Genomic DNA, 19480 nt, shown 5'->3' with positions numbered 1-19480 from the left:
ACGAGCCGCCCCGTACGAAGCAGTGCCGCAGACGCCCCCATGGCCAGGAGCGGGCATGGGAGGGGCCCCGTTCGCAGGGACCGAGGAGGAACCAGACGTAATGGGCGAGCGAAGCGTGCAGGACAACAAGGGCAGTAAACGACCCGGCGGGACCGGGGCGGGTGATCGGCGATGAGTTCGCTGCTGCTCCTGACCAACGCCCTCCAGCCCTCGACGGAGGTGCTGCCCGCGCTCGGCCTGCTGCTGCACAGCGTGCGGGTCGCCCCCGCGGAGGGACCGGCCCTGGTGGACACCCCCGGGGCCGACGTCATACTGATCGACGGGCGGCGCGACCTGCCGCACGTACGGTCGCTGTGCCAGCTGCTGCGGTCCACCGGGCCCGGCTGTCCCCTCGTGCTGGTGGTGACCGAGGGCGGCCTGGCCGCCGTCACCGCGGACTGGGGCATCGACGACGTACTGCTCGACACCGCGGGCCCCGCCGAGGTCGAGGCCCGGCTGCGGCTGGCCATGGGCCGCCAGCAGATCACCGTGGACGACAGCCCGATGGAGATCCGCAACGGCGACCTGTCGGTGGACGAGGCGACCTACAGCGCCAAGCTCAAGGGCCGGGTCCTGGACCTGACCTTCAAGGAGTTCGAGCTGCTGAAGTACCTGGCCCAGCACCCGGGCCGGGTCTTCACCCGCGCCCAGCTGCTGCAAGAGGTCTGGGGCTACGACTACTTCGGCGGTACGCGCACGGTCGACGTCCACGTACGGCGCCTGCGCGCAAAGCTGGGCCCCGAGCACGAGTCGCTGATCGGCACCGTACGCAACGTCGGCTACCGCTTCGTCACGCCCGAGAAGCCCGAGCGTGCGGCGGAGGACAAGGATCCGCAGGGCAGGCGCGGGGGCCGGGCCGCGGTGAACGGCGACGGCCCGGAGGGCGGCGCGGGCGCGGGCGCGCGCCGCTCCGCGCCCTCGCGCGCCGGTGCCGGGATGGAAGCCGCCACGGTTCGGCCTGCCAAGAGCTGAGGCGACCCGCGTAGACTGCCGCGCGTGGCCAAGGTGACGCGGGATGATGTGGCAAAACTGGCGGGTACCTCGACCGCCGTGGTGAGTTACGTCATCAACAACGGACCGAGGCCGGTCGCCCCGGCCACGCGCGAGCGGGTGCTTGCCGCGATCAAGGAGCTGGGGTACCGCCCGGACCGGGTCGCGCAGGCGATGGCGTCCCGGCGTACCGACCTCATAGGCCTGATCGTGCCGGACACCCGGCAGCCGTTCTTCGCGGAGATGGCGCACGCCGTCGAGCAGGCTGCCGCCGAGCGCGGAAAGATGGTCCTGGTCGGCAACGCCGACTACCTCGACGAGCGCGAAGTGCACTACCTCCGCGCCTTCTTGGGCATGCGGGTGGCGGGGCTGATCCTGATCAGCCAGGGCCCCAGCGAGCACGCGGCGGCCGAGATCGACGCCTGGGACGCCCGGGTGGTGCTGCTGCACCGGCGGCCGGACGCCATCGACGACGTGGCCGTGATGACCGACGACGTCGGCGGCGCGCAGCTGGCGACCCGGCACCTGCTGGAGCACGGCCATCCGTACGTCGCCTTCCTCGGCGGCACGGAGCAGACGCCGAAGTCCGGCGACCCGGTGACCGATCACCTGGAAGGCTGGCGCCGGGCGATGGAGGAGTCCGGAAAAACCCTCGAAGGGCGTTATTTCCAGGCGCCGTACAACCGCTACGACGCCTACAAGGTCGCCCTGGACCTGCTCACCGGACCGCACCGGCCGCCGGCCATCATGTGCGCCACCGACGATCAGGCGATCGGCGTCCTGCGGGCGGCCCGTGAGCTGCGTATCGACGTACCCGGCGAACTGGCGGTGGCCGGGTTCGACGACGTCAAGGAGGCGGCGCTGACCGACCCGCCGCTGACCACGGTCGCCTCCGACCGGGAGGCGATGGCCAGGGCGGCGGTCGACCTGGTGCTGGACGACGGCCTGCGGGTGGTCGGGTCGCGGCGTGAGCGGCTGCGGCTGTTCCCGGCGCGGCTGGTGGTCCGGGGATCGTGCGGCTGTGGCCCGGCCGCCGGCGCCTCGATTCCGGGCATCGGCCGCGCCGCCCTCAACTGATCTTCTTTATACCGGGCATACCGACTTCTGTCGGGCCTCTCAGGGCGTTCTCAGACGGTTCTCATGGTCAGATCTCACGATCGGGTACATGACCGAGACCTACCGCCGAAGCGGCGACGAGACACCTCAGCACCAGGGTTACGCCCACGGGCCGCAGGCGCAGGGCGGGACGGACCCGGCGGGCTACCCGCCGCCGCCGACCCACCCGCCGTACGGCGCGCAGCAGTCGGCGTTCGGTACCCCGGCGGGCCCCGGCGCCCCCGGCGGCACCGCGGGTTTCGGCGGTACGGGCGGCCCCGGCGGCCCGGAAGGCCCTGACGGAACCGGCACCGGCGCCCCCGCACCGCGCCGCCGGGCCCGCCGTCCCGTCGCGCTGATCGCGGCCGTGGCGCTCGCCTCCGGTCTGATAGGCGGCGGCAGCGCCGCGCTCATCGGCAGCGCCACGGACCGGCAGCAGAGCAGCACCACCACCCCGGCCGTCAACGCGGGCTCCGCGAAGAGCAGCAGCGGCGGCGTCTCCGCGGTGGCCAAGGCCGTCACGCCCGCCATAGTCGAGATCAAGGCGCGGACGTCGAGCGGCGAGTCCACCGGATCCGGCGTGGTCATCACCCCGGACGGCGAGATCGTCACCAACAACCACGTGGTGGCCGGCGCGGACTCGGTCGAGGTCACCTTCAGCGACGGCAGCAAGAAGAAGGCCGACGTGGTGGGCACCGACCCGGACAAGGACCTCGCGCTGATCAAGGTCCAGGGCGCCAAGAACCTCACCACCGCCTCGCTCGGCAACTCCGACAACCTGGCGGTGGGCGACGAGGTCGTCGCGATCGGCTCCCCCGAAGGGCTCACCGGCTCCGTCACCAGCGGCATCGTCTCCGCCCTCAAGCGCGATGTGACCGTCCCCAAGGACGAGGGGCAACAGCAGCAGGAGCAGGGCAGCCCCCGCTGGCCCTTCGAGTTCGGCGGCAACCAGTACAACGGCGACACCGGACAGTCGAAGACCACGTACAAGGCCATCCAGACCGACGCGGCGCTCAACCCCGGCAACTCCGGCGGCGCGCTGATCGACATGAAGGGCCGGATCATCGGCATCAACTCCGCGATGTACTCGCCCAGTTCCGCGCAGGGCAGCAGCTCGGCGGGGAGCGTCGGCCTCGGCTTCGCCATCCCGATCAACACCGTCAAGGCGGACCTCGCCAACCTGCGGGCGGGCGGCAGCAGCAAGAGCTGAGACGGCGGGACCCCTTCCCCCCGAACCTCACGTACGCACGAGGAGGCCACCATGGCCAGCAAGATCACCGTCCCGGTCCACCACGCCCGGCGTGCCGTCGCGGCCGTCATCGCCTGGAGCGCGGGCGAAAAACGGCGCAGCGCGGGCGTACTCTCCGTCGACCACGGAGCGGACACCGCCACCGGGCCCGCCGACCTGGACCTCGCCCTCGACCTGGCCGAGGCCGCCGCCCGGGTGGAGCGGGCCCGCACCGAGCGCCCCACGGAGGTCGCGGCGGCGCACCCGCGTACCGGGCGCCGTGCGGAGCACCGGCAAGACCGTGCCGGGCGGCGTGCCCCGGCCGCCGACGTGCGACGCTGACGGGCAGGACCGCGGAATCCCCGGTCAGCCGTCCACACCCACACCCGAGGTAGTCACAGCGATGAGTCCCGCCGAGCACGATGATCAGCCCGCCCGCATCCTGATCGTCGACGACGAGCCGGCCGTCCGGGAGGCGCTCCAGCGCTCCCTCGCCTTCGAGGGGTACGGGACCGAGCAGGCCGTCGACGGACTCGACGCGGTCGAGAAGGTCGCCTCCTACGACCCCGAACTGATCGTGCTGGACGTACTGATGCCCCGGATGGACGGGCTGACGGCCGCCCGGCGCCTGCGGGCGAGCGGCGTGACCGTACCGATCCTGATGCTGACCGCCCGCGACACGGTCGGCGACCGGGTCACCGGGCTGGACGCCGGGGCCGACGACTACCTCGTCAAACCCTTCGAGCTGGACGAACTGCTGGCCCGCATCCGCGCGCTGCTGCGCCGCAGCTCGTACGCGGCGGCGGCCGGCGCGCAGCCGGCCGAGGGCGAGGCGCTGACCTTCGCCGACCTGCGGATGGACCTGGCGACGCGGGAGGTGACCCGCGGCGGACGGCCGGTCGAGCTGACCCGTACCGAGTTCACGCTGCTGGAGATGTTCCTCGCGCACCCGCGGCAGGTGCTCACCCGCGAGCAGATCCTGAAGGCCGTCTGGGGCTTCGACTTCGAGCCGACCTCCAACTCGCTGGACGTGTACGTCATGTACCTGCGCCGCAAGACGGAGGCGGGCGGCGAGCCGCGGCTGGTGCACACGGTGCGCGGCGTCGGGTACGTGCTGCGCGCCGAGGGCGGCACCGAATGACCGGCGCACCGCTTCCGGGCGCCGGAACCACCGGTACGCCACCGGACGCCGGAACCACCGGTACGCCACCGGACGCCGGAACCACCGGTACGCCACCGGACGGCGGAGCGCCCCCGCGCCCCGGCCTGAAGGAGCGCATCGTGCGCCGCTACCGGCAGCTCCCGCTGCGCTCCCGGCTGGCGATGCTCACCGCCGTCGCCGTCGCCATCGCCGTGGCCGCCGCGGCCGCCGCCTGCTGGCTGGTGACCCGCGACCGGCTCACCGAACAGCTCGACGAGACGCTGAAGAGACAGGACGTGGCCGCCGAGTACGTGCAGGCACTGGGCGCCAGGTGCAACAACCCGGTGCCGGGTGACGTACGGCTGCGGCTGCCCACGCAGTACACGGTCCAGATCGTGACGGCCGACGGCAACGTCTGCACGTGGTGGGAGAAGACCCGCATCCCCGTCCAGCAGGCCGACGTGGCGGTGGCCAAGGGCGAGTCCGAGCAGGCGCTGCACACCACCCGGGCCAACGACGGCAACGAGATGCGGGTGATCACCCGCCCCTTCCGCGGCCCGCTGACCGACGCGACGGGGCACCGCTTCGCGGTCTCCATCGCGACCCCGATGGAGCCGGTCAGCGAACCGCTCCAGCAGCTGGCGCTGATCCTGCTGATCGTCACCGGCGTCGGCGTGCTGGGTGCCGCGACGGCGGGCCTGTGGGTGGCCCGCGCGGGCCTCAAACCCGTCGACCGGCTCACCGAAGCCGTCGAACATGTCGCCCGTACGCAGGACTTGACGATCCGCATTCCCGCCGAGGGCGAGGACGAGATCGCCCGCCTCTCCCACTCCTTCAACTCCATGACCGCGGCGCTGGCCTCCTCCCGCGACCTCCAGCAGCAGCTGATCGCGGACGCCGGGCACGAGCTGCGCACGCCGCTGACCTCCCTGCGTACCAACATCGACCTGCTGGTGCGCAGCGAACAGTCCGGCCGCCAGCTGCCCGCCGAGGACAAGCAGGCGCTGCTCGCCTCGGTGAAGGCGCAGATGGGCGAGCTGGCCGCACTCATCGGCGACCTCCAGGAGCTCTCCCGGACGCCGGAGACCGGACCGGACGGCCAGGCCGCCGTACCGGTCGTCGCGCTGCACGACATCGTGGACTCGGCCCTGCGCCGCGCCCGGCTGCGCGGCCCGTCGCTGCACATCACCGCCGAACTCGACCCCTGGTACGTACGGGGCGAACCGGCGGCCCTGGAGCGCGCGGTGGTCAACCTGATGGACAACGCCGTCAAGTTCAGCGCGGAGGACGGCGCCGTCGAGGTGAGCCTGCGCAAGGGCGAGCTGCGGGTGCGCGACCACGGCCCCGGCATCCCCGAGGAGGAACTCCCGCACGTCTTCGAGCGGTTCTGGCGGTCGCCGTCCGCCCGCAGCCTGCCGGGCAGCGGGCTCGGCCTGTCGATCGTCGCCCGTACGGCGTACCAGGCGGGCGGCGCCGTGGAGCTGCGGGCGGCGGCGGGCGGCGGCACGGAGGCCCTGCTGAGCCTGCCGGGAGCCGCCACGCCACCGCCGGAGCTGCCGGAGCTGCCGGAGCCGCCGGAGGGGTAGCGAGCGGGGGGCGGGGGATCCGGGGATCCGGGGAAGCCGCCTACTTCCCCTTCTCCTTCCCCTCTCCCTTCCCCTTCTTCTCCTTCGCCGCGCTGCCGATCGGCAGTCCGGAACCGGAGATCTTCACCCGGATTCCGTCCTTCTCCACGGAGATGTCCCGGAGCCGCACGTCACCGGGGGTGTCGGGGAGCCGGAAGGACAGCGACAGCCGGTCGGCCAGCTGCGGCTTGGTCAGGCCGGACAGCGCGCCCAGGATCTTCGGGTCGATACCGACCTTCTGGAGCAGCCACGGGTGGTCGACCACGACATCGACGAGGTTGACCTTCATCAGCTGCTCGATGAAGCGCGGCGCGCCCGTCAGCTCGTGCAGCTTCTTCTCGTTGCTCAGCGCGTCGTCGATGGTCTGCTGCGGAATGCCGATGCGGTCCGCGATGGCCGGCACGCCCAGCAGCGACTTCACCTTGGCGGCCTGCCGGCTGACCTCGGCCGCGGCCTTGCGGGTCAGCCGCAGGCCCTCCTCCTTGCCGGTCCCCGGGCGGTAGACGGCCACGTCGGCGATGTCCAGGCGCATTTTGCTGATGTCGGTGGAGATCCCGCGGTCCCCGGCCTGCCGGATATGCGCCTCCGCCCGTACCCGCAGCTCGTGCCCGGCGATGGGCAGCTGCCCCACGGCCCGTACGGAGTTGGGGCCCAGCTCGCTGAACCGTACCTGGGAGGCGCCCAGTTCCCGGTTCATGTCGTCGAACGACAGCAGTACGGTGCCGTCCATGGCGCCGACCGTCGCGCCGCTGATGGAGGTGGGCAGGTCGCCGTCGAGCCGGACGTCCCGCGCGCTCGCCTCGACCTTGGCCAGCGAGACCCGGTCGGCCGCCAGGTCGGGCACGGTGACGTCCACCTGCTCCAGGCGCTTGCCGAGCACCTGCGTCAGGAAGGGGAAGCCCTTGATGTCCACTTCCGGGTTGGCGTTGAGGTGCAGCGAGTTCTTCAGCTGCTCCTCGGCCTTGTTCTGCGCGTACAGCACGGCGAACCGGTCCGACAGCGCCAGGAACGCCACACACACCAGGACCGCGATCAGCAGTTTCACCGTCTTCGACACCGCCGCGAACCGGCGGAGGCCGCGCTTGCGGCGGCGGTGGTTCGGCGGCGTCCAGGCGTGCGGGTCGTCCTCGTCGGAGCGCAGCCCCAGGCCCAGCGGGTCGTCGCTCTCGTCGCGCTCGTTGAGGTAGGTCCGCCGGGTCAGCGGCGCCGGTCCGGCCGGGGGGCCCGCGTCGGGCTCCGGTTCGGGGTCGGCGAGCGCGGCCAGATCCGCGTACGGATTGATCTTCTCGAACCGGGCGGTGTCGCGGGTGTCGCGGCCCTGGTCGCGGTCGCGGTCGCGGTCGCGGTTGCCGTCATGACCGCTGCCGGTGCCGCCTATGCCGCCCGTACCACCTATGCCGCCTGTACCGCCCGTACCGCCTATATCGCCTGTACCGCCCATGTCGCGCGTGCTGCCCTGTTCGTCACGCGCGACCGCGGTGGGGGATCGCCGGTCCGCCGATGCCGTCTGCGCTGTTGTCCGTGCTTCCGATGTGTCCGGTGTGGGGGAGGGGTTCGAGGAGGGTGAGGGTATGCGTGTGGGGATGCGCATCAGACCATCCCACCATGGCGATGACCCTCGAACGCAAGTCCTACTGGTGGTAAGTGAGGTATACGAGGGCTTGTCCCGCCCCCTTGGCCGGAAGCCGCCGGTGCGCCGGGCCGTGCGCGCCCCGCGGACCGCCACCGCCGGGAATTCCCCGCGCGGCCCGATGTTGATCCGAGTCAGCAGTAGACGTACGACGTGTACGTGTCATCACGCCTCCTGAAAGGCCGCAGCGATGATCGTAGTAACCGGAGCCACCGGCAACATCGGCCGCAGTCTGGTCGGGCAGCTGCTCGCGGAGGGCGCCCCGGTGCGCGCGCTGACCCGCGACCCCGCCCGCGCCGGGCTGCCGGCCGAGGCCGAGACGGTACGGGCCGACCTGACCGACCCGGCCTCGCTGGAACCGGCGCTGCACGGCGCCGAAGCGCTCTTCCTCAACCTCGCGGCGGGCGGCGGCGAGGCGGCCGCGTCCGTCGTCGGGGCGGCCGTGAAGGCCGGGGCGCGCCGTATCGTCCTCAACTCCTCCATAGCCGTCACCGACGCCCCGGAGGACAACGACAACTTCCTCGCCCGGATGCACGGCTCCGTCGAGAGCGCGGTCCGCGCCTCCGGCCTGGAGTGGACCTTCGTACGCGGCGGCGCCTACGCCACCAACGCCCTCCAGTGGGCCCAGGAGATCCGGGAGAGCGGCGTGGTCCGCGACCCGCACCCGGGCTCGGCCACCGCGCCCGTGCACGAGGACGACCTCGCGGCCGTCGCGGCCGCCGCCCTCCTGGACCGCACCGGCGCCCACACGGGCAAGGCGTACGTCGTCACCGGACCGGCCTCCCTCACCAGGGAGGACCAGGTAGCCGTCATCGGCCGGGCCGTCGGGCGCCCGGCACGGGTGGAGGTGGTCTCCGAGGAGCAGGCGGCCGAAGAGCGCGCGACGCCGTCCGTCTCCAAGGAGACCCTGCTCCAGCTCTTCCGCCTCTTCGCCTCCTCCGTCGGTACGACGGCCCCGGTCACCGACACCGTCCAGCAGGTCACCGGCCGCCCGGCCCGCACCTTCGAACAGTGGGCGCGGGACCACGCCGGCGACTTCAGCTGACCCGCCTCCCGCCGGCCCGGCCTGCGGCCCCGGCCCGGTCTGCGGCCGTGGCCCGCTCGAACGCGACGGTCACCGGCACCAGCACCACCGCCCCCACGAAGAAGTAACCATTGATGGCCATACCGGCCCAGAACGCCCCCGAACCGGTATCGGCCAGCTCGGCTGCCCGCCCGAGCAGCCCGCGCGGGGTGAGCCCGGTCGCCGTCGTCACGTTCTCGACGAGGCCGGGCACGCCCCGTACGACGAGCAGCACCGCTCCGAACCAGAGGGGCAGCCGGATCATCCACACCGGAATCCGGCTGCCCCACGGCCGTACCGCAGCCAGGACGATCACGGCCCCGGCGGCCGACATCGCGGTGATCAATCCGTCATAGGCGAGAAACAGCCACACGGGCGCCTCTTCACTCCCCGCCCCCATGGCCCGCCGGTAATCCACCCCCATCCACAGATGCCACCCGAAGCTCGTCACCATCCACCCGAACGCTGCCCAGGCCCACCGCTCTTGAGGTCGCATACCCCGACGCTACGAACGCCCCACGGCTTCGGCGTCCACCCGCGGTAGCGTCCCCCTCCCCCGTCCGGGGGAGGGCGGACCAACCGGGGGGCGCATCAGCCGGAGGGCGCGCCACCCACTACCCAGCACCGCCCCCCGCCTCGGGCCGCGAAGTCAGAAGTGCCCGAGGCGGCCCAGCCGATGTCAGAACATCCGGTCGGCGACGCGTACGCGTCGGGAGTGGGTGAGGGCGGCGCGCAGGCCCTCGGCCGGGACCGGGAGGGCGGGGACGTCGGGCAGGCGGGTGTGCGGTACGTCCGGGTCGGCGGCGTACAGCCGGATGCAGGCGGTCGATCCCGGCTCGAACCGCCAGCTCGCGGCCAGCGGCCCGGCGTCCACCGTGTCGAAGCCGAGCCGGTCGATCAGACGCGCCGCCGAGGCCTTCGCGTCGGCGTCGTCGCCCGCGAGGGGCAGCGCGGAGCGGTCCGGAGCGCCGGTGGGGCGGGCGAGTTGGGGGATGTGGTGCGCCAGGATGGTGTTGAACGCCTTGACCAGGCGGGCTCCGGGGAGGTGCTGCCGGACGAGTTCGCCGGTGGTCAGTTCCTCGCGGTCGAGCGGGGTGATCCGGCCGTCGCGGTGCGGGTGGTAGTTGGTGGTGTCCAGGACGGTCCGGCCCCGCAGGGCGTCCGCGGGCAGGGTGGGGACGGCTGTCAGCGGTACGCACGTCAGGGTGAGGTCGCCGGCCCGTGCGGCCTCTTCGGCGGTGCCCGCGTCGGCGAGCGGTCCCAGCTCGCCGGTGAGTCGGGCGAGGCTGTGCGGGCCGCGGGAGTTGGCCATCACGACCGGGATGCCGGCCGCCACCGCCAGGCGGGCGATGGCCGTGCCGATGTGTCCGCTTCCGATGATTCCCAGAGTCGGCATAGCCCCTCAACCTCACTGCTGTCGTGACGGATCGTCGGTCCGGCCGCCACCCTAGCCCATGTTCACTTTAAGGTGAACATGGGCGGGATGCGGGCGAGCCTCAGAAATCCACCCGCGCGCGGTCGTCCACGCGCGCCACCGACTCCTGGCCGAAGCGCTTCATGTAGGCGGCGCGGATCTGCTCGATCTTGGCGTCGTTGGGGCGGGTCTCGGAGGCCGGGTAGAGCAGGGTCAGCTCGTACGAGCGCTCGCGCTCGATCGTGCCGTGCGAGTCGAGGTACTGGCCGTAACCGTCCTGGACGGTGAGGCCGCCGGGAAAGCGCGGCGTGACGAACTCGTCGACGAAAGCGTGGAATTCCTTGTCGGTGACCGGCGGGCCCCCGTCGGGGCGCGCGGTGCCGAACAGGAGGCCGGTCTCGATGTACGGGCGGCCCTCCACCGTCTTCTGGGGCGCTGCGGCGCTCGTGGCCGCGGGCCGTTCCTCGGCGGCGAACGCCGCGTACGCGGTGGGGGCTCCGGCCCCCAGGAGCGCCGCGCTCAGCGCGAGGGCGGCCAGACGCAGGCGGGGGCGGGAGTCGGGGCGGGAGCCGGGGCGGGCGGAGGGCGTGCCGGGTCGGGGGTCCGTCGTCATGGGGGTGTCCTTCAGGGGTCGGGGTCGGCGTCGGGGTCGGGGTCGGGGTCGGGATGGGGGAGGAGATGTGCGGTCGCTGAGGCTAGCCAGCTGTCGATGCCGACGCGCTGCTCGTTCTGGACATCTCGTGAGGGACGGTTCCGTGGGCGGGGTGTGGGTTGAGAGGGTGGGCGGTGTCGCACGTGTGGCCGATGGGGGAGCGGACTTGTGATGCGGAGCGGAAGAGGCCGCTTTCGCGGCCCGGCGTGGGCTGGAGCCGTCATGCTGCTGCTGGCCGTACTGCCGGCTTGCGGGGCGGAACCGAAGGCCGGTGGCACGGCAACCGAAAGCGCGACGACCGGTGAGCCGGATCCGGGGACGGAGCCGAGTCCGGATCCGGAGCCGGAGCCGGAACGGTCCTCTTCCGGCGCCGTGTTCATCGGAACGCACTGGAACGTCGAACGGCTGACCCTGGGCGGCGTAACGGCCCCACCGCTCGGCTCGGCCTGGATCACGTTCGACGGCCGTGGCCACGCCGAGGGCAGTCTCGGATGCCACCGTTTCCGGGCCGATGCCGAGGTCGACGGGGAGCGGGTACGGATCGGTCGGGTGCGGGTCTCCGAGGAGGTCGCTCCCGCCGCCACGGTCGCCTCTTCCCTTTCCGAGGGCGGCGAGCAGACCTGCAACCATCTGCGCACCACGTTCGAGAAATACATGAAGACGCTCCTGCGCGGCGACCTGCGGGCCGACCTCGGCCCGTCGGGAGAAATGGTGTTTCTGGTCAACAGCAGCAAGGACGGTTTCCAGTTGCAGCGCGGCCGCCCCGCGCCGCTCATCGGCACGCGATGGACCGTGGAGACGCTGATTGCGGGCGATACCCAGTTCTTGACGACGGATGTCGCCCCGGACATCGCAGAGGTGCATGTCGTCTTCGGGAAGGACGGCACCGTGCACGGCAATCTGGGGTGCAACGACTTCGAGGCGAAGGCCGAGATCGACGAGAAGACCATGAAATTCTCGGACGCGGCCATCACGACCGACCATACGTGCGACGACCGTTCCAAGGCGGTGGAAGCGGACTTGCTGGACGAATTCCACAAGGACGCCGACTACTCCATGGGGCACGATCAAGTGTCCGTTGTCACCGACAGTGGTACGCCGCTCATGTCCGGCGGATTCATGGCGAAAACAGGGGACAAGGTGAGGGCGAAGAAGGAGGGCGAGCGTAAGTGATACGGGCGCGGAGCGGGCGGGCGCGGCGGCAGTGCGGCGCGCTGGTGTCCGTGGTCCTGCTGGCGGGGCTGGTCGGCTGCGGGACGGACAGCGGGGGCCAGGGCGGACGGGAACGGCCGGGCGGACCGGAAAGGACAGCCGCGTCGCCCCCCTCCTCCCCCTCCTCTTCCGCACCCGCCGACGAGAATCCGCTGCCGTTGGCCGGTCCGCACTGGGACATCTGGGAGGTCTCCGTCGAAGGCGGCGGGCTCAAGCGGGCGCCGCGCGGTGCGGCCTGGGTGACGTTCGACGGCGCGGGCAAGGCGTCCGGTGTTTTCGGCTGCCATGCGTTCCGGGCGAAGGCCGATATCCGCGGCAATACGGTGACGGTGAGCGACCGGGAGACGAAGCCGGGCGAGGGCGGCGGGGAGCATTGCGATGCGAGACACCTGGATTACGAGAAGGACGTGCAGCGGGTCCTCAACGGCCGGCTGAACGTCACCACGGAGTACGCCTGGGTGAACCTGACCGACGCCCATGGTTCCAAACTGGTGCTGCACAAAGGGCGGCCCGCTCCCCTCGTCGGCAGCAAGTGGAAGATTTCCAAGCTGAGTTACAGCGACGACGAGTGGTCCGTCGACCGCGACGCCCCGGGCATGGACGAGGTGTATGTCGTTCTGGGTGAGGACGGCACTTTCCGCGGCCATTTCGGCTGCAACGACTACCGGGGGAAGGCCGAGGCCGGCCCGAAGACCATCACGTTCTCCCAGGCCGCCCCCACCACGGACAAGCGGTGCTCCAAGGCCGTCACGGAGACCGAGCAGTCGGTGCGGGAGCGGCTCGACCAGGCGGTGGGGTACCAGCTGGGTCCGGACTACCTGGTGGCCACCACGTACCCGTACGACAACCTGGCCACCGGCTTCGTGGCGGGAGCCGAGGGGAAGTGAATCCCGTCGGAAGCACTGCGGCCCGGCGGGAGTTTCCCGCCGGGCCGTGCGTACGCCATGGGCGCCGTCGCGTGTCTCGCGTGTCTCGCGTGTTACTTCACGACCGTGATCCGGTCCGCCTTCGGGGGCGCGAGCGGCGCGGTGGCCGAGGAGTGCGCCGTCAGGTACGCGGTGAGGGCGTCCAGGTCGGACGGGCCGACGTACTTGTCCTTGCCCTCCTTGAGGGCGGGGAAGCCGTCACCACCGCCGGCCAGGAACTCGTTCATGGCGACGCGGTAGGTCTTCGCGGGATCGAGGGGAGCGCCGTCCAGCCGCACCGTGTCCGTGAGCACGCGGTCGGCGCCGGATTTGGTGAGGTCCAGGGTGTACGTCAGCCCCTGGGACACCTGGAGGATCTTCGGTGACGCCGCGTTCGCGCCGCTGACCTGCTGCTGGAGCACGGTCAGCAGTTGCGCGCCGGTGAGGGACACGACGTTGGTCATGTTGGTGAAGGGCTGCACGGTGAAGGCCTCGCCGTAGGTGACGACGCCGTCGCCCTCGCTCCCGGACGCCTTGTACGCCAGGTCGGAGCGCACACCCCCGGGGTTCATCAGGGCGAGCTGCGCTCCGCCCTTGCCGTCGGCCTTCGTGGCCTCCAGCTGCGCGTCGGATATCAGGTCGCCGAGCGGTGTCTCCGGGGAGGCCGCGTTGCGGCTCGGTACGTCGGCGGATATGTAGCCGACGGGCTTGTTGGCGACCGGCGCGGCCAGCTTGTTCCAGCGCTGGATGAGCGCGGTCATGTCCGCGGCCTTGGGCTGGGTGCGGTTGACGACGCGGTTGCGCGCGGTGGCCGACTTCACCGTCGTACGGACGATGTCCTTGGTGCGGCGGTCGTACGTGAGCGTGGTGTCCGTGTAGAGCTTGCCGAACGAGGCGGCGGAGGTGACCGTGCGGGGCATCCCGGACGGGTCCGGGATCGTGCACGCGTACGCCTGGTGGGTGTGGCCGGTGATCAGCGCGTCCACCTTCGGCGTGACCTTCTTGGCGATCTCGGCGATCGGCCCGGATATCCCGGCGCCCGGCCCGGGGCTGTCGCAGTCGTGGTTGTACGCGCTGGAGGCGGGCAGGCCGCCCTCGTGGATCAGCGCGACGATCGACTTCACGCCCTGCCGGTCCAGCTCCTTGGCGTACTTGTCGATGGTCTCTGCCTCGTCGTGGAACTTCAGTCCCTTGACGCCGTTGGCGCTGACCACGTCGGGCGTGCCCTCCAGCGTGACGCCGATGAAGCCGATCTTGACGCCCTTGTGCTTCCAGACCGTGTACGGCTTGAGGATCGGGCGGCCGGTCTTCTCGTCGGTGACGTTCGCGGCGAGGTACGGGAATCCGGCGCCCTTGAAGCGCTTGCCCTTCTCGTAGCAGCCGTCCGTGGGGTGGCAGCCGCCCTTCTGGAGGCGGGTCAGCTCGGCGCGGCCCTCGTCGAACTCGTGGTTGCCGACGGAGGTGACGTCCAGGCCCAGCTTGTTCATGGCCTCGATGGTCGGCTCGTCGTGGAAGAGCCCGGACAGCAGCGGGCTGGCCCCCACCATGTCGCCGGCCGCGGCGGTCACCGAGTACGGGTGCCCCTTGCGGGCCGTACGCAGCGACTGGGCCAGGTACTCGACGCCGCCCGCCTCGACCTTCTTCCTGCTGCCGTCGGGCTGCAGTTCCTCGACGGTGCCGGACGAGCCCTGCGGGGGTTCGAGGTTGCCGTGGAAGTCGTTGAACGAGAGCAGCTGTACGTCGACGGTGCGGGAGGCGTGGCCCCCGCCGTGCCCATGCCCGTGGCCGTGCCCGTGGCCGGTGTGGCGGGCGTGGGCGGTGGTGGCAGTGGCGGCGGATTCGGCGCCGGCCGGTGCCGCGGCAGTGATGCCGACGGCGGCGGCGAGCACCGCCGCTCCGGCCGACAGTCTGCGCGTGGCGCGCCGCCGCTGCGGTCTCGGTGACATGAGGAGGGTCTCCCTTGTGGGCTGGTGTCCGAGCGGACGCAGCCTACGGTCAACGCGCGTAGCGGAACAGGGGGCGGCAGGTGACGGACCGGTGTGCATCGGGTGTACCGGCAGCCGGGCCGTACGCTTCGAAGCATGACTGACGCAGCACAGGACAAGGGCCGGACGGGCCGGCGGATCGAGGTCGCGGACGAGCTGACGCCGGACGCGGCCGCCGCCGCCCTCGCACTGATCGAGGAGGCCGCGGCGACGGACGGGCAGCCCGCCGTGTCCGAACAGGGGCGGCTCCAGCTGCGCGGCGGGCGGCGCGAGGGCGTACGGCACCTGCTGCTGTACGTACCGGGCGGTCCGGACGACGAGGCCGGGCGGCTCGCCGGGTACGCACAGCTGGAGGACACCGACCCCGTGGAGGCACCCGCCGCCGAACTGGTCGTGCACCCGTCGTACCGCGGCCACGGCCACGGGCGGGCGCTGGGCACCGGGCTGCTGGAGCAGTCCGGCCGCCGCCTGCGGGTGTGGGCGCACGGCGGCCACGCCGCGGCCAGGCACCTCGCCCAGACCCTCGGCATGACGCTCTTCCGCGAACTGCGGCAGATGCGCCGCCCGCTGAGCGGCCTGGACCTGGCGGAACCGGTGCTCCCGGAAGGGGTGACCGTACGGACCTTCCAGCCGGGCACGGACGACGCGGCCTGGCTGGAGGCCAACGCCGCGGCCTTCGCCCACCACCCCGAACAGGGCTCACTGACCCAGCGGGACCTGGACGACCGCAAGGCCGAGCCGTGGTTCGACCCCAAGGGCTTCTTCCTCGCGGAGCGGAACGGCCGGCTGGCCGGCTTCCACTGGACGAAGATCCACGCCGATGAGGGCCTGGGAGAGGTGTACGTGGTCGGCGTACGGCCGGACGCGCAGGGCGGCGGGCTCGGCAAGGCGCTCACCGCGATCGGACTGCGGCACCTGGCGGGGCAGGGCGTACCGACGGCGATGCTGTACGTCGACGCGGACAACGGGCCCGCCGTGACCGTCTACGAGCGGCTCGGATTCACCACGCACGAGACGGACCTGATGTACCGCACGGAGACGTGAGGGGGCCGCAGACGCGGCACGGACCGGGAGCGAGGCGGCCTCGCCCGCCGGGCAACGCAACCAGCACAAGGGCCTCCGGCCTGGCCATGCCAGACCGGAGGCCCTCTTCGCTCCCTCATCCGGCGACGTCGCCCTTCTTCACGGCTGCCCTTCGGCGGGCCTGGTGTAGACGTTGACCGAATCCTCCGTGTGCTTCACGAACGTTTTGTGCTCGCACTCGTTCGCGTGAGCGAGGATCCACACGTTCAGGTGCATTGCGGTGTCCCAGACGTTGGAACGGGCGCCGCACCGCGCACCGTTGATCTCGGTGACGCATTCGGCGACGTGCTTCCGGACGCCGGTGATCTGGACTTCCCTGCGCGTGGGCACGGGGGCGGATGCGGACGCCGTCATGGACCTGCCTTCGGATCGGAGGATGCCGAGGGCGGCGTCACTGCCGCCACCGGTGCGCAGAAAGAGCACGCCGTCGTATCCGCATGAGCGCATGAGCCGGGTGAGGTTCTCCCGGCCGGGGTTGGGGCTGAAGCCGGACAAGACCCACTCCTCTCCGTAGTCGCACCACTACCGGACGGCAGTAGGTTGGCCTACAGTCGCCTTGTCTTCAACGTTCCAGAAGCGGGGAGCACGTTGGTAAACCTGAAGCAGTTGAATCCGGATGCGTCTCCCCAAGCGGCCTACGGTGCGCGTTTGCGTAGTGCGCGGGAGGCGCGCGGGTGGAAGCAGGATGATTTGGCCGAGCGGATGGACTACTCGGGGAGGCATATTTCGGCGGTCGAAACAGGTTGCAAGCCGCCAACTCTGCGCTTTTCGCGCGCCTTGGACGTCGCCCTTGGGCTCGCGGGGTCCGCAGAGTCATTCGAACGCGCGTGGGCGGAGATCCGGAACGGCAGCCTGCTGGAAGGCTTTCCGGAGTACCTGGGGCAGGAAGCCCGCGCGGCGGAGATCCGGCTGTTCGAAGTAGGAGCGATCCCCGGGTTGCTCCAAACACCGGAGTACGCAAGGGCCCTGGAAAACGGCAACGTGAAGCGCGGAACACTCAGCCCGGAACAGGCCGCCGAGAGAGTTGAGTTCCTGGCGGAACGCCAGGCATCTCTAGTGCGGCGCGTTGCTCCCATGGTGATCGTGGTCCTGGACGAAAGCTGCATTCGGCGGCCGATCGGTGGGCCTGCTGTCATGGACGCCCAGTTGGCTCGGCTGGTCGAGTTCGCCGACCAGCCGACCACCACACTTCAGGTGGCTCCCTACGCCATAGGTGAGCGTCGCCCGTTCAATCGCCTGGTCAACCTGCTGACCCTGCCTGACCGCTCCGTGGTTTCCTACGTCGAGTCGGAGACCCACGGCTGCCTGGACAGGGAACTCACATCCGTGCTGCCGCTGGTGAGGGCCTACCATCAGTTACAGGCCGAAGCGCTCTCCCAGGCGGAGTCAGCAGCCATGATCCAGAAGGTACGAAAGGGCATCTCGTGACGATCGACCCCCAGACCCTCATCTGGTGCAAGTCCTCCTACAGCGGCAACGGCGGCTCCTGCGTCGAGTGGGCCCCGACACAGGCCACAATCACCGGGATAGTTCCCGTCCGTGACTCCAAGGACCCGAACGGGCCCGCCCTCTCCGTGCCCTCCCGTTCGTTCGCTGAGTTCATCGTGGGCGTCAGGGGCGGCGCGTTCACCGCTACGTGAATGTGGCTCTACCGCATCAATCAACCCTGAGCCCCGCCACTCCCTCACCGGAGCGGCAGGCCCCGTTCGCCGGCCTCGCCGTGTCGAGGAGCTTCATCTCCCGGCGGGCGCAGCGATCGAACAGGTACGAAAGGGTGCCTTGTGACGACTGACTTCCGATCTCTCACCTGGTTCAAGTCTTCCTACAGCGGCAACGGCGGCTCCTGTGTCGAGTGGGCCCCCACACAGGCCACAATCACCGGCATAGTTTCCGTCCGTGACTCCAAGGACCCGAATGGACCCGTTCTCTCCGTCCCCTCCCGTTCGTTCGCTGAGTTCATCGCGGGTGTCAGGGGCGGCGCGTTCACCGCTACGTGAATGTGGCTCTACCGCATCACCCAACCCTGAGCCCCGCCACTCCGTCACCGGAGCGGCGGGCCCCGTTCGCCGGCCTCGTCGGGTCGAGGAGTTTCATCTCCCGGCGGGCGTCGCGATCAAGCAGGTACGAAAGGGCGCCCCGTGACCACCGAATTCCCCCGTTGGGCCAAGTCCTCCTACAGCAACAACGGTGGCGACTGCATAGAGGTCGCCACGAACCTCGTCGCCTCGTGTGGCGTGGTTTCCGTCCGTGACAGCAAGGACCCGAGCGGTCCGGCCCTGTCGCTCCACCCCACCGCCTTCAGCGGACTGGTCGAGTTCGCCCGGCGGGCCGCCGTCTGACGTGTGCGGCTGGGCTTGTCCAGCCGCACAACGGACACAACCGATCATCATCCGACGCACAGTGATCGATGCCCGCCGTCGTCCCGTACTCCGGGCCGACGGCGTCGTACGTCCCGCTACCCTCCCGCCTGAGTGCTCCGCGAGCACTCGGTACGGCCAGGCCGAAACGGCGGCAGACGTAGGAGAGTTCCTTGCCCTTCCATGCCGAAGAGCACACCCGCATCGTGTCGGTGGAGCGCCTGCGGCCGGGGGACCACGCCTTCGCGAGCTACGTCGACGACGAGTCGCGCTGGTCCACGATCGGCTCGTTCGCGCAGACCGGTATCACCCGCGGCGAGCGGGTCCTGCTCTTCGCGGACCCCGCCCTGCCCGCGTCGTGCGTACTGGAGCACCTGGAGGCGTACGGCCCGCCGGTCGGAGAACCCCTGGAACGCGGCCAGTTGAAGCTGCTGACCATGGACCGGATGTGGCTGCCGGAAACGATCTCGGTGGAACGGCAGATGGCCGGGCTGCGGCGGGAGGTCGAGGAGGCGCTGGACGCCGGGTACGCCACGGTCCGCAGCGCCATCGACATGGCCTGGGTGGCGTCCTTCGGAGCCGACATCGAGCAGGTGCTGTGGCGGGAGACCGAGGGCTGCCACTACCTGTTCACCGACGCGCACTACACCGAGATCTGTACGTACGACGAGACCCGGTTCAGCGATGACGTGCTGGACAAGGCGGCGGCCGGGCACCCCACCACCCTGCTGAAGCGCCCCGGCACCCTGCTGGCCCTCCCGCTCACGGAGGCCGCCGGACCCGGCACGTACGGGCTGCGGCTGGTCGGCGAGGCCGACCTGTCCACCCGTGAACCGTTCAACGAGGCCCTGCGCGGCATCGCCGCGTCGAACGCGCCGCGCATCCTCCTGGACCTCACCGAGCTGACCTTCCTCGACGTCTACTGCGCACGGGCCGTCCTGCGGCTGACCGCCGAGGACGGCAGACGTGCCGTCATCCGGTGCGACGGCATACACGCCCACACGTTCCTGCTTCTGGGGGCGCTCGACATCCCGCAGCTGACCGTGGAAGGCGAGTGACGC

The 19480-nt window shown here is 71.0% G+C and carries 21 protein-coding genes; 15 read left to right on the top strand and 6 right to left on the bottom strand.

Annotated elements, in window-relative coordinates; genetic code table 11:
- Window positions 1-171 precede the first annotated feature (171 nt).
- From A6A06_RS05945 to A6A06_RS05920, 6 genes are all read left to right on the top strand, one after another.
- On the top strand, window positions 172-1011 hold the full coding sequence (locus tag A6A06_RS05945; RefSeq protein ID WP_073759434.1) for a response regulator transcription factor: 840 nt from the start codon (window positions 172-174) through the stop codon (window positions 1009-1011).
- 24 nt (window positions 1012-1035) lie between these two features.
- Entirely contained in the window at window positions 1036-2106 is a 1071-nt protein-coding gene (locus A6A06_RS05940) for a LacI family DNA-binding transcriptional regulator (RefSeq protein WP_073759432.1), read from the top strand.
- Between the two features lie 88 nt (window positions 2107-2194).
- Entirely contained in the window at window positions 2195-3334 is a 1140-nt protein-coding gene (locus A6A06_RS05935; protein ID WP_073759430.1) for a S1C family serine protease, read from the top strand.
- A 51-nt stretch (window positions 3335-3385) separates the two neighbouring features.
- The gene (locus A6A06_RS05930) at window positions 3386-3694 is read left to right on the top strand and encodes a hypothetical protein (RefSeq protein WP_073759428.1); all 309 of its coding nucleotides are present in this window, start codon (window positions 3386-3388) and stop codon (window positions 3692-3694) included.
- A 61-nt stretch (window positions 3695-3755) separates the two neighbouring features.
- Window positions 3756-4493: a response regulator transcription factor gene (locus tag A6A06_RS05925; RefSeq protein ID WP_073759426.1), complete on the top strand. Its 738-nt coding sequence runs from the start codon at window positions 3756-3758 to the stop codon at window positions 4491-4493.
- Entirely contained in the window at window positions 4490-6079 is a 1590-nt protein-coding gene (locus tag A6A06_RS05920) for a sensor histidine kinase (RefSeq protein WP_079193794.1), read from the top strand. The genes A6A06_RS05925 and A6A06_RS05920 overlap by 4 nt, the downstream gene beginning before the upstream one ends.
- 40 nt (window positions 6080-6119) lie before the next feature.
- Here A6A06_RS05920 and A6A06_RS05915 read toward each other — a convergent pair whose 3' ends face one another.
- On the bottom strand, window positions 6120-7559 hold the full coding sequence (locus A6A06_RS05915; RefSeq protein WP_079193793.1) for an LmeA family phospholipid-binding protein: 1440 nt from the start codon (window positions 7557-7559) through the stop codon (window positions 6120-6122).
- Window positions 7560-7938: 379 nt separating this feature from the next.
- Between A6A06_RS05915 and A6A06_RS05910 the strand changes: the two genes are divergently transcribed.
- Entirely contained in the window at window positions 7939-8793 is an 855-nt protein-coding gene (locus tag A6A06_RS05910) for an NAD(P)H-binding protein (RefSeq protein WP_073759424.1), read from the top strand.
- Here A6A06_RS05910 and A6A06_RS05905 read toward each other — a convergent pair.
- From A6A06_RS05905 to A6A06_RS05895, 3 genes are all read right to left on the bottom strand, one after another.
- Window positions 8786-9307 carry a DUF3995 domain-containing protein gene (locus A6A06_RS05905; protein WP_199930687.1) on the bottom strand — a complete coding sequence of 174 codons (522 nt, stop codon included), beginning with the start codon at window positions 9305-9307 and terminating at the stop codon, window positions 8786-8788. The two genes, A6A06_RS05910 and A6A06_RS05905, sit on opposite strands and share 8 nt — an antisense overlap.
- Before the next feature lie 183 nt (window positions 9308-9490).
- Complete coding sequence (locus A6A06_RS05900) at window positions 9491-10207, bottom strand: NADPH-dependent F420 reductase (RefSeq protein ID WP_073759420.1); 717 nt, start codon at window positions 10205-10207, stop codon at window positions 9491-9493.
- Window positions 10208-10307: 100 nt separating this feature from the next.
- On the bottom strand, window positions 10308-10838 hold the full coding sequence (locus tag A6A06_RS05895; RefSeq protein WP_073759418.1) for a DUF3574 domain-containing protein: 531 nt from the start codon (window positions 10836-10838) through the stop codon (window positions 10308-10310).
- A gap of 261 nt (window positions 10839-11099) precedes the next feature.
- Between A6A06_RS05895 and A6A06_RS05890 the strand changes: the two genes are divergently transcribed.
- Both A6A06_RS05890 and A6A06_RS05885 read left to right on the top strand, forming a co-directional pair.
- Complete coding sequence (locus A6A06_RS05890; protein ID WP_073759417.1) at window positions 11100-12050, top strand: META domain-containing protein; 951 nt, start codon at window positions 11100-11102, stop codon at window positions 12048-12050.
- Complete coding sequence (locus A6A06_RS05885; RefSeq protein ID WP_073759416.1) at window positions 12047-12976, top strand: META domain-containing protein; 930 nt, start codon at window positions 12047-12049, stop codon at window positions 12974-12976. The genes A6A06_RS05890 and A6A06_RS05885 overlap by 4 nt, the downstream gene beginning before the upstream one ends.
- Before the next feature lie 92 nt (window positions 12977-13068).
- Here the strand turns inward: A6A06_RS05885 and A6A06_RS05880 are convergent, their stop codons facing one another.
- On the bottom strand, window positions 13069-14940 hold the full coding sequence (locus A6A06_RS05880) for a bifunctional metallophosphatase/5'-nucleotidase (RefSeq protein ID WP_073759414.1): 1872 nt from the start codon (window positions 14938-14940) through the stop codon (window positions 13069-13071).
- A 135-nt stretch (window positions 14941-15075) separates the two neighbouring features.
- Here A6A06_RS05880 and mshD point away from each other — a divergent pair, with 135 nt between their 5' ends.
- Window positions 15076-16023, top strand: coding sequence for a mycothiol synthase (gene mshD, locus A6A06_RS05875; protein WP_073759412.1), 948 nt, complete (start codon window positions 15076-15078; stop codon window positions 16021-16023).
- Window positions 16024-16161: 138 nt separating this feature from the next.
- Here the strand turns inward: mshD and A6A06_RS42550 are convergent, their stop codons facing one another.
- Window positions 16162-16557 carry a DUF7848 domain-containing protein gene (locus A6A06_RS42550; RefSeq protein WP_242440568.1) on the bottom strand — a complete coding sequence of 132 codons (396 nt, stop codon included), beginning with the start codon at window positions 16555-16557 and terminating at the stop codon, window positions 16162-16164.
- 93 nt (window positions 16558-16650) lie between these two features.
- On the opposite strand from A6A06_RS42550, the gene A6A06_RS05865 reads away from it, so the two are divergent.
- From A6A06_RS05865 to A6A06_RS05845, 5 genes are all read left to right on the top strand, one after another.
- Window positions 16651-17490, top strand: coding sequence for a helix-turn-helix domain-containing protein (locus A6A06_RS05865; RefSeq protein WP_073759410.1), 840 nt, complete (start codon window positions 16651-16653; stop codon window positions 17488-17490).
- Complete coding sequence (locus tag A6A06_RS05860; RefSeq protein ID WP_073759408.1) at window positions 17487-17702, top strand: DUF397 domain-containing protein; 216 nt, start codon at window positions 17487-17489, stop codon at window positions 17700-17702. Before A6A06_RS05865 ends, A6A06_RS05860 begins: the two co-directional genes overlap by 4 nt.
- A 141-nt stretch (window positions 17703-17843) precedes the next feature.
- Window positions 17844-18059, top strand: coding sequence for a DUF397 domain-containing protein (locus A6A06_RS05855; protein ID WP_073759406.1), 216 nt, complete (start codon window positions 17844-17846; stop codon window positions 18057-18059).
- A gap of 141 nt (window positions 18060-18200) precedes the next feature.
- Window positions 18201-18401, top strand: a complete 201-nt coding sequence (locus A6A06_RS05850) for a DUF397 domain-containing protein (protein WP_073759404.1) — start codon at window positions 18201-18203, stop codon at window positions 18399-18401.
- A 191-nt stretch (window positions 18402-18592) separates the two neighbouring features.
- Entirely contained in the window at window positions 18593-19477 is an 885-nt protein-coding gene (locus A6A06_RS05845; protein ID WP_073759402.1) for an MEDS domain-containing protein, read from the top strand.
- The last annotated feature ends 3 nt before the right edge of the window (window positions 19478-19480 follow it).

Origin of the sequence: Streptomyces sp. CB02923 (assembly GCF_001905005.1) — a bacterium.
GTDB lineage: Bacteria > Actinomycetota > Actinomycetes > Streptomycetales > Streptomycetaceae > Streptomyces.
Note: the sequence above shows the minus strand (reverse complement) of the source record. Positions and strands in the feature narration are given on the sequence as shown.

What these genes read in the sequence shown, in the direction of transcription:
- A6A06_RS05945 (WP_073759434.1), top strand. Translation starts at nt 172, where the DNA reads ATGAGTTCGCTGCTGCTCCTGACCAACGCCCTCCAGCCCTCGACGGAG.
- A6A06_RS05935 (WP_073759430.1), top strand. Translation starts at nt 2,195, where the DNA reads ATGACCGAGACCTACCGCCGAAGCGGCGACGAGACACCTCAGCACCAG.
- A6A06_RS05930 (WP_073759428.1), top strand. Translation starts at nt 3,386, where the DNA reads ATGGCCAGCAAGATCACCGTCCCGGTCCACCACGCCCGGCGTGCCGTC.
- A6A06_RS05925 (WP_073759426.1), top strand. Translation starts at nt 3,756, where the DNA reads ATGAGTCCCGCCGAGCACGATGATCAGCCCGCCCGCATCCTGATCGTC.
- A6A06_RS05920 (WP_079193794.1), top strand. Translation starts at nt 4,490, where the DNA reads ATGACCGGCGCACCGCTTCCGGGCGCCGGAACCACCGGTACGCCACCG.
- A6A06_RS05915 (WP_079193793.1), bottom strand. Translation starts at nt 7,559, where the DNA reads ATGGGCGGTACAGGCGATATAGGCGGTACGGGCGGTACAGGCGGCATA.
- A6A06_RS05910 (WP_073759424.1), top strand. Translation starts at nt 7,939, where the DNA reads ATGATCGTAGTAACCGGAGCCACCGGCAACATCGGCCGCAGTCTGGTC.
- A6A06_RS05905 (WP_199930687.1), bottom strand. Translation starts at nt 9,307, where the DNA reads ATGCGACCTCAAGAGCGGTGGGCCTGGGCAGCGTTCGGGTGGATGGTG.
- A6A06_RS05900 (WP_073759420.1), bottom strand. Translation starts at nt 10,207, where the DNA reads ATGCCGACTCTGGGAATCATCGGAAGCGGACACATCGGCACGGCCATC.
- A6A06_RS05895 (WP_073759418.1), bottom strand. Translation starts at nt 10,838, where the DNA reads ATGACGACGGACCCCCGACCCGGCACGCCCTCCGCCCGCCCCGGCTCC.
- A6A06_RS05890 (WP_073759417.1), top strand. Translation starts at nt 11,100, where the DNA reads ATGCTGCTGCTGGCCGTACTGCCGGCTTGCGGGGCGGAACCGAAGGCC.
- A6A06_RS05880 (WP_073759414.1), bottom strand. Translation starts at nt 14,940, where the DNA reads ATGTCACCGAGACCGCAGCGGCGGCGCGCCACGCGCAGACTGTCGGCC.
- mshD (WP_073759412.1), top strand. Translation starts at nt 15,076, where the DNA reads ATGACTGACGCAGCACAGGACAAGGGCCGGACGGGCCGGCGGATCGAG.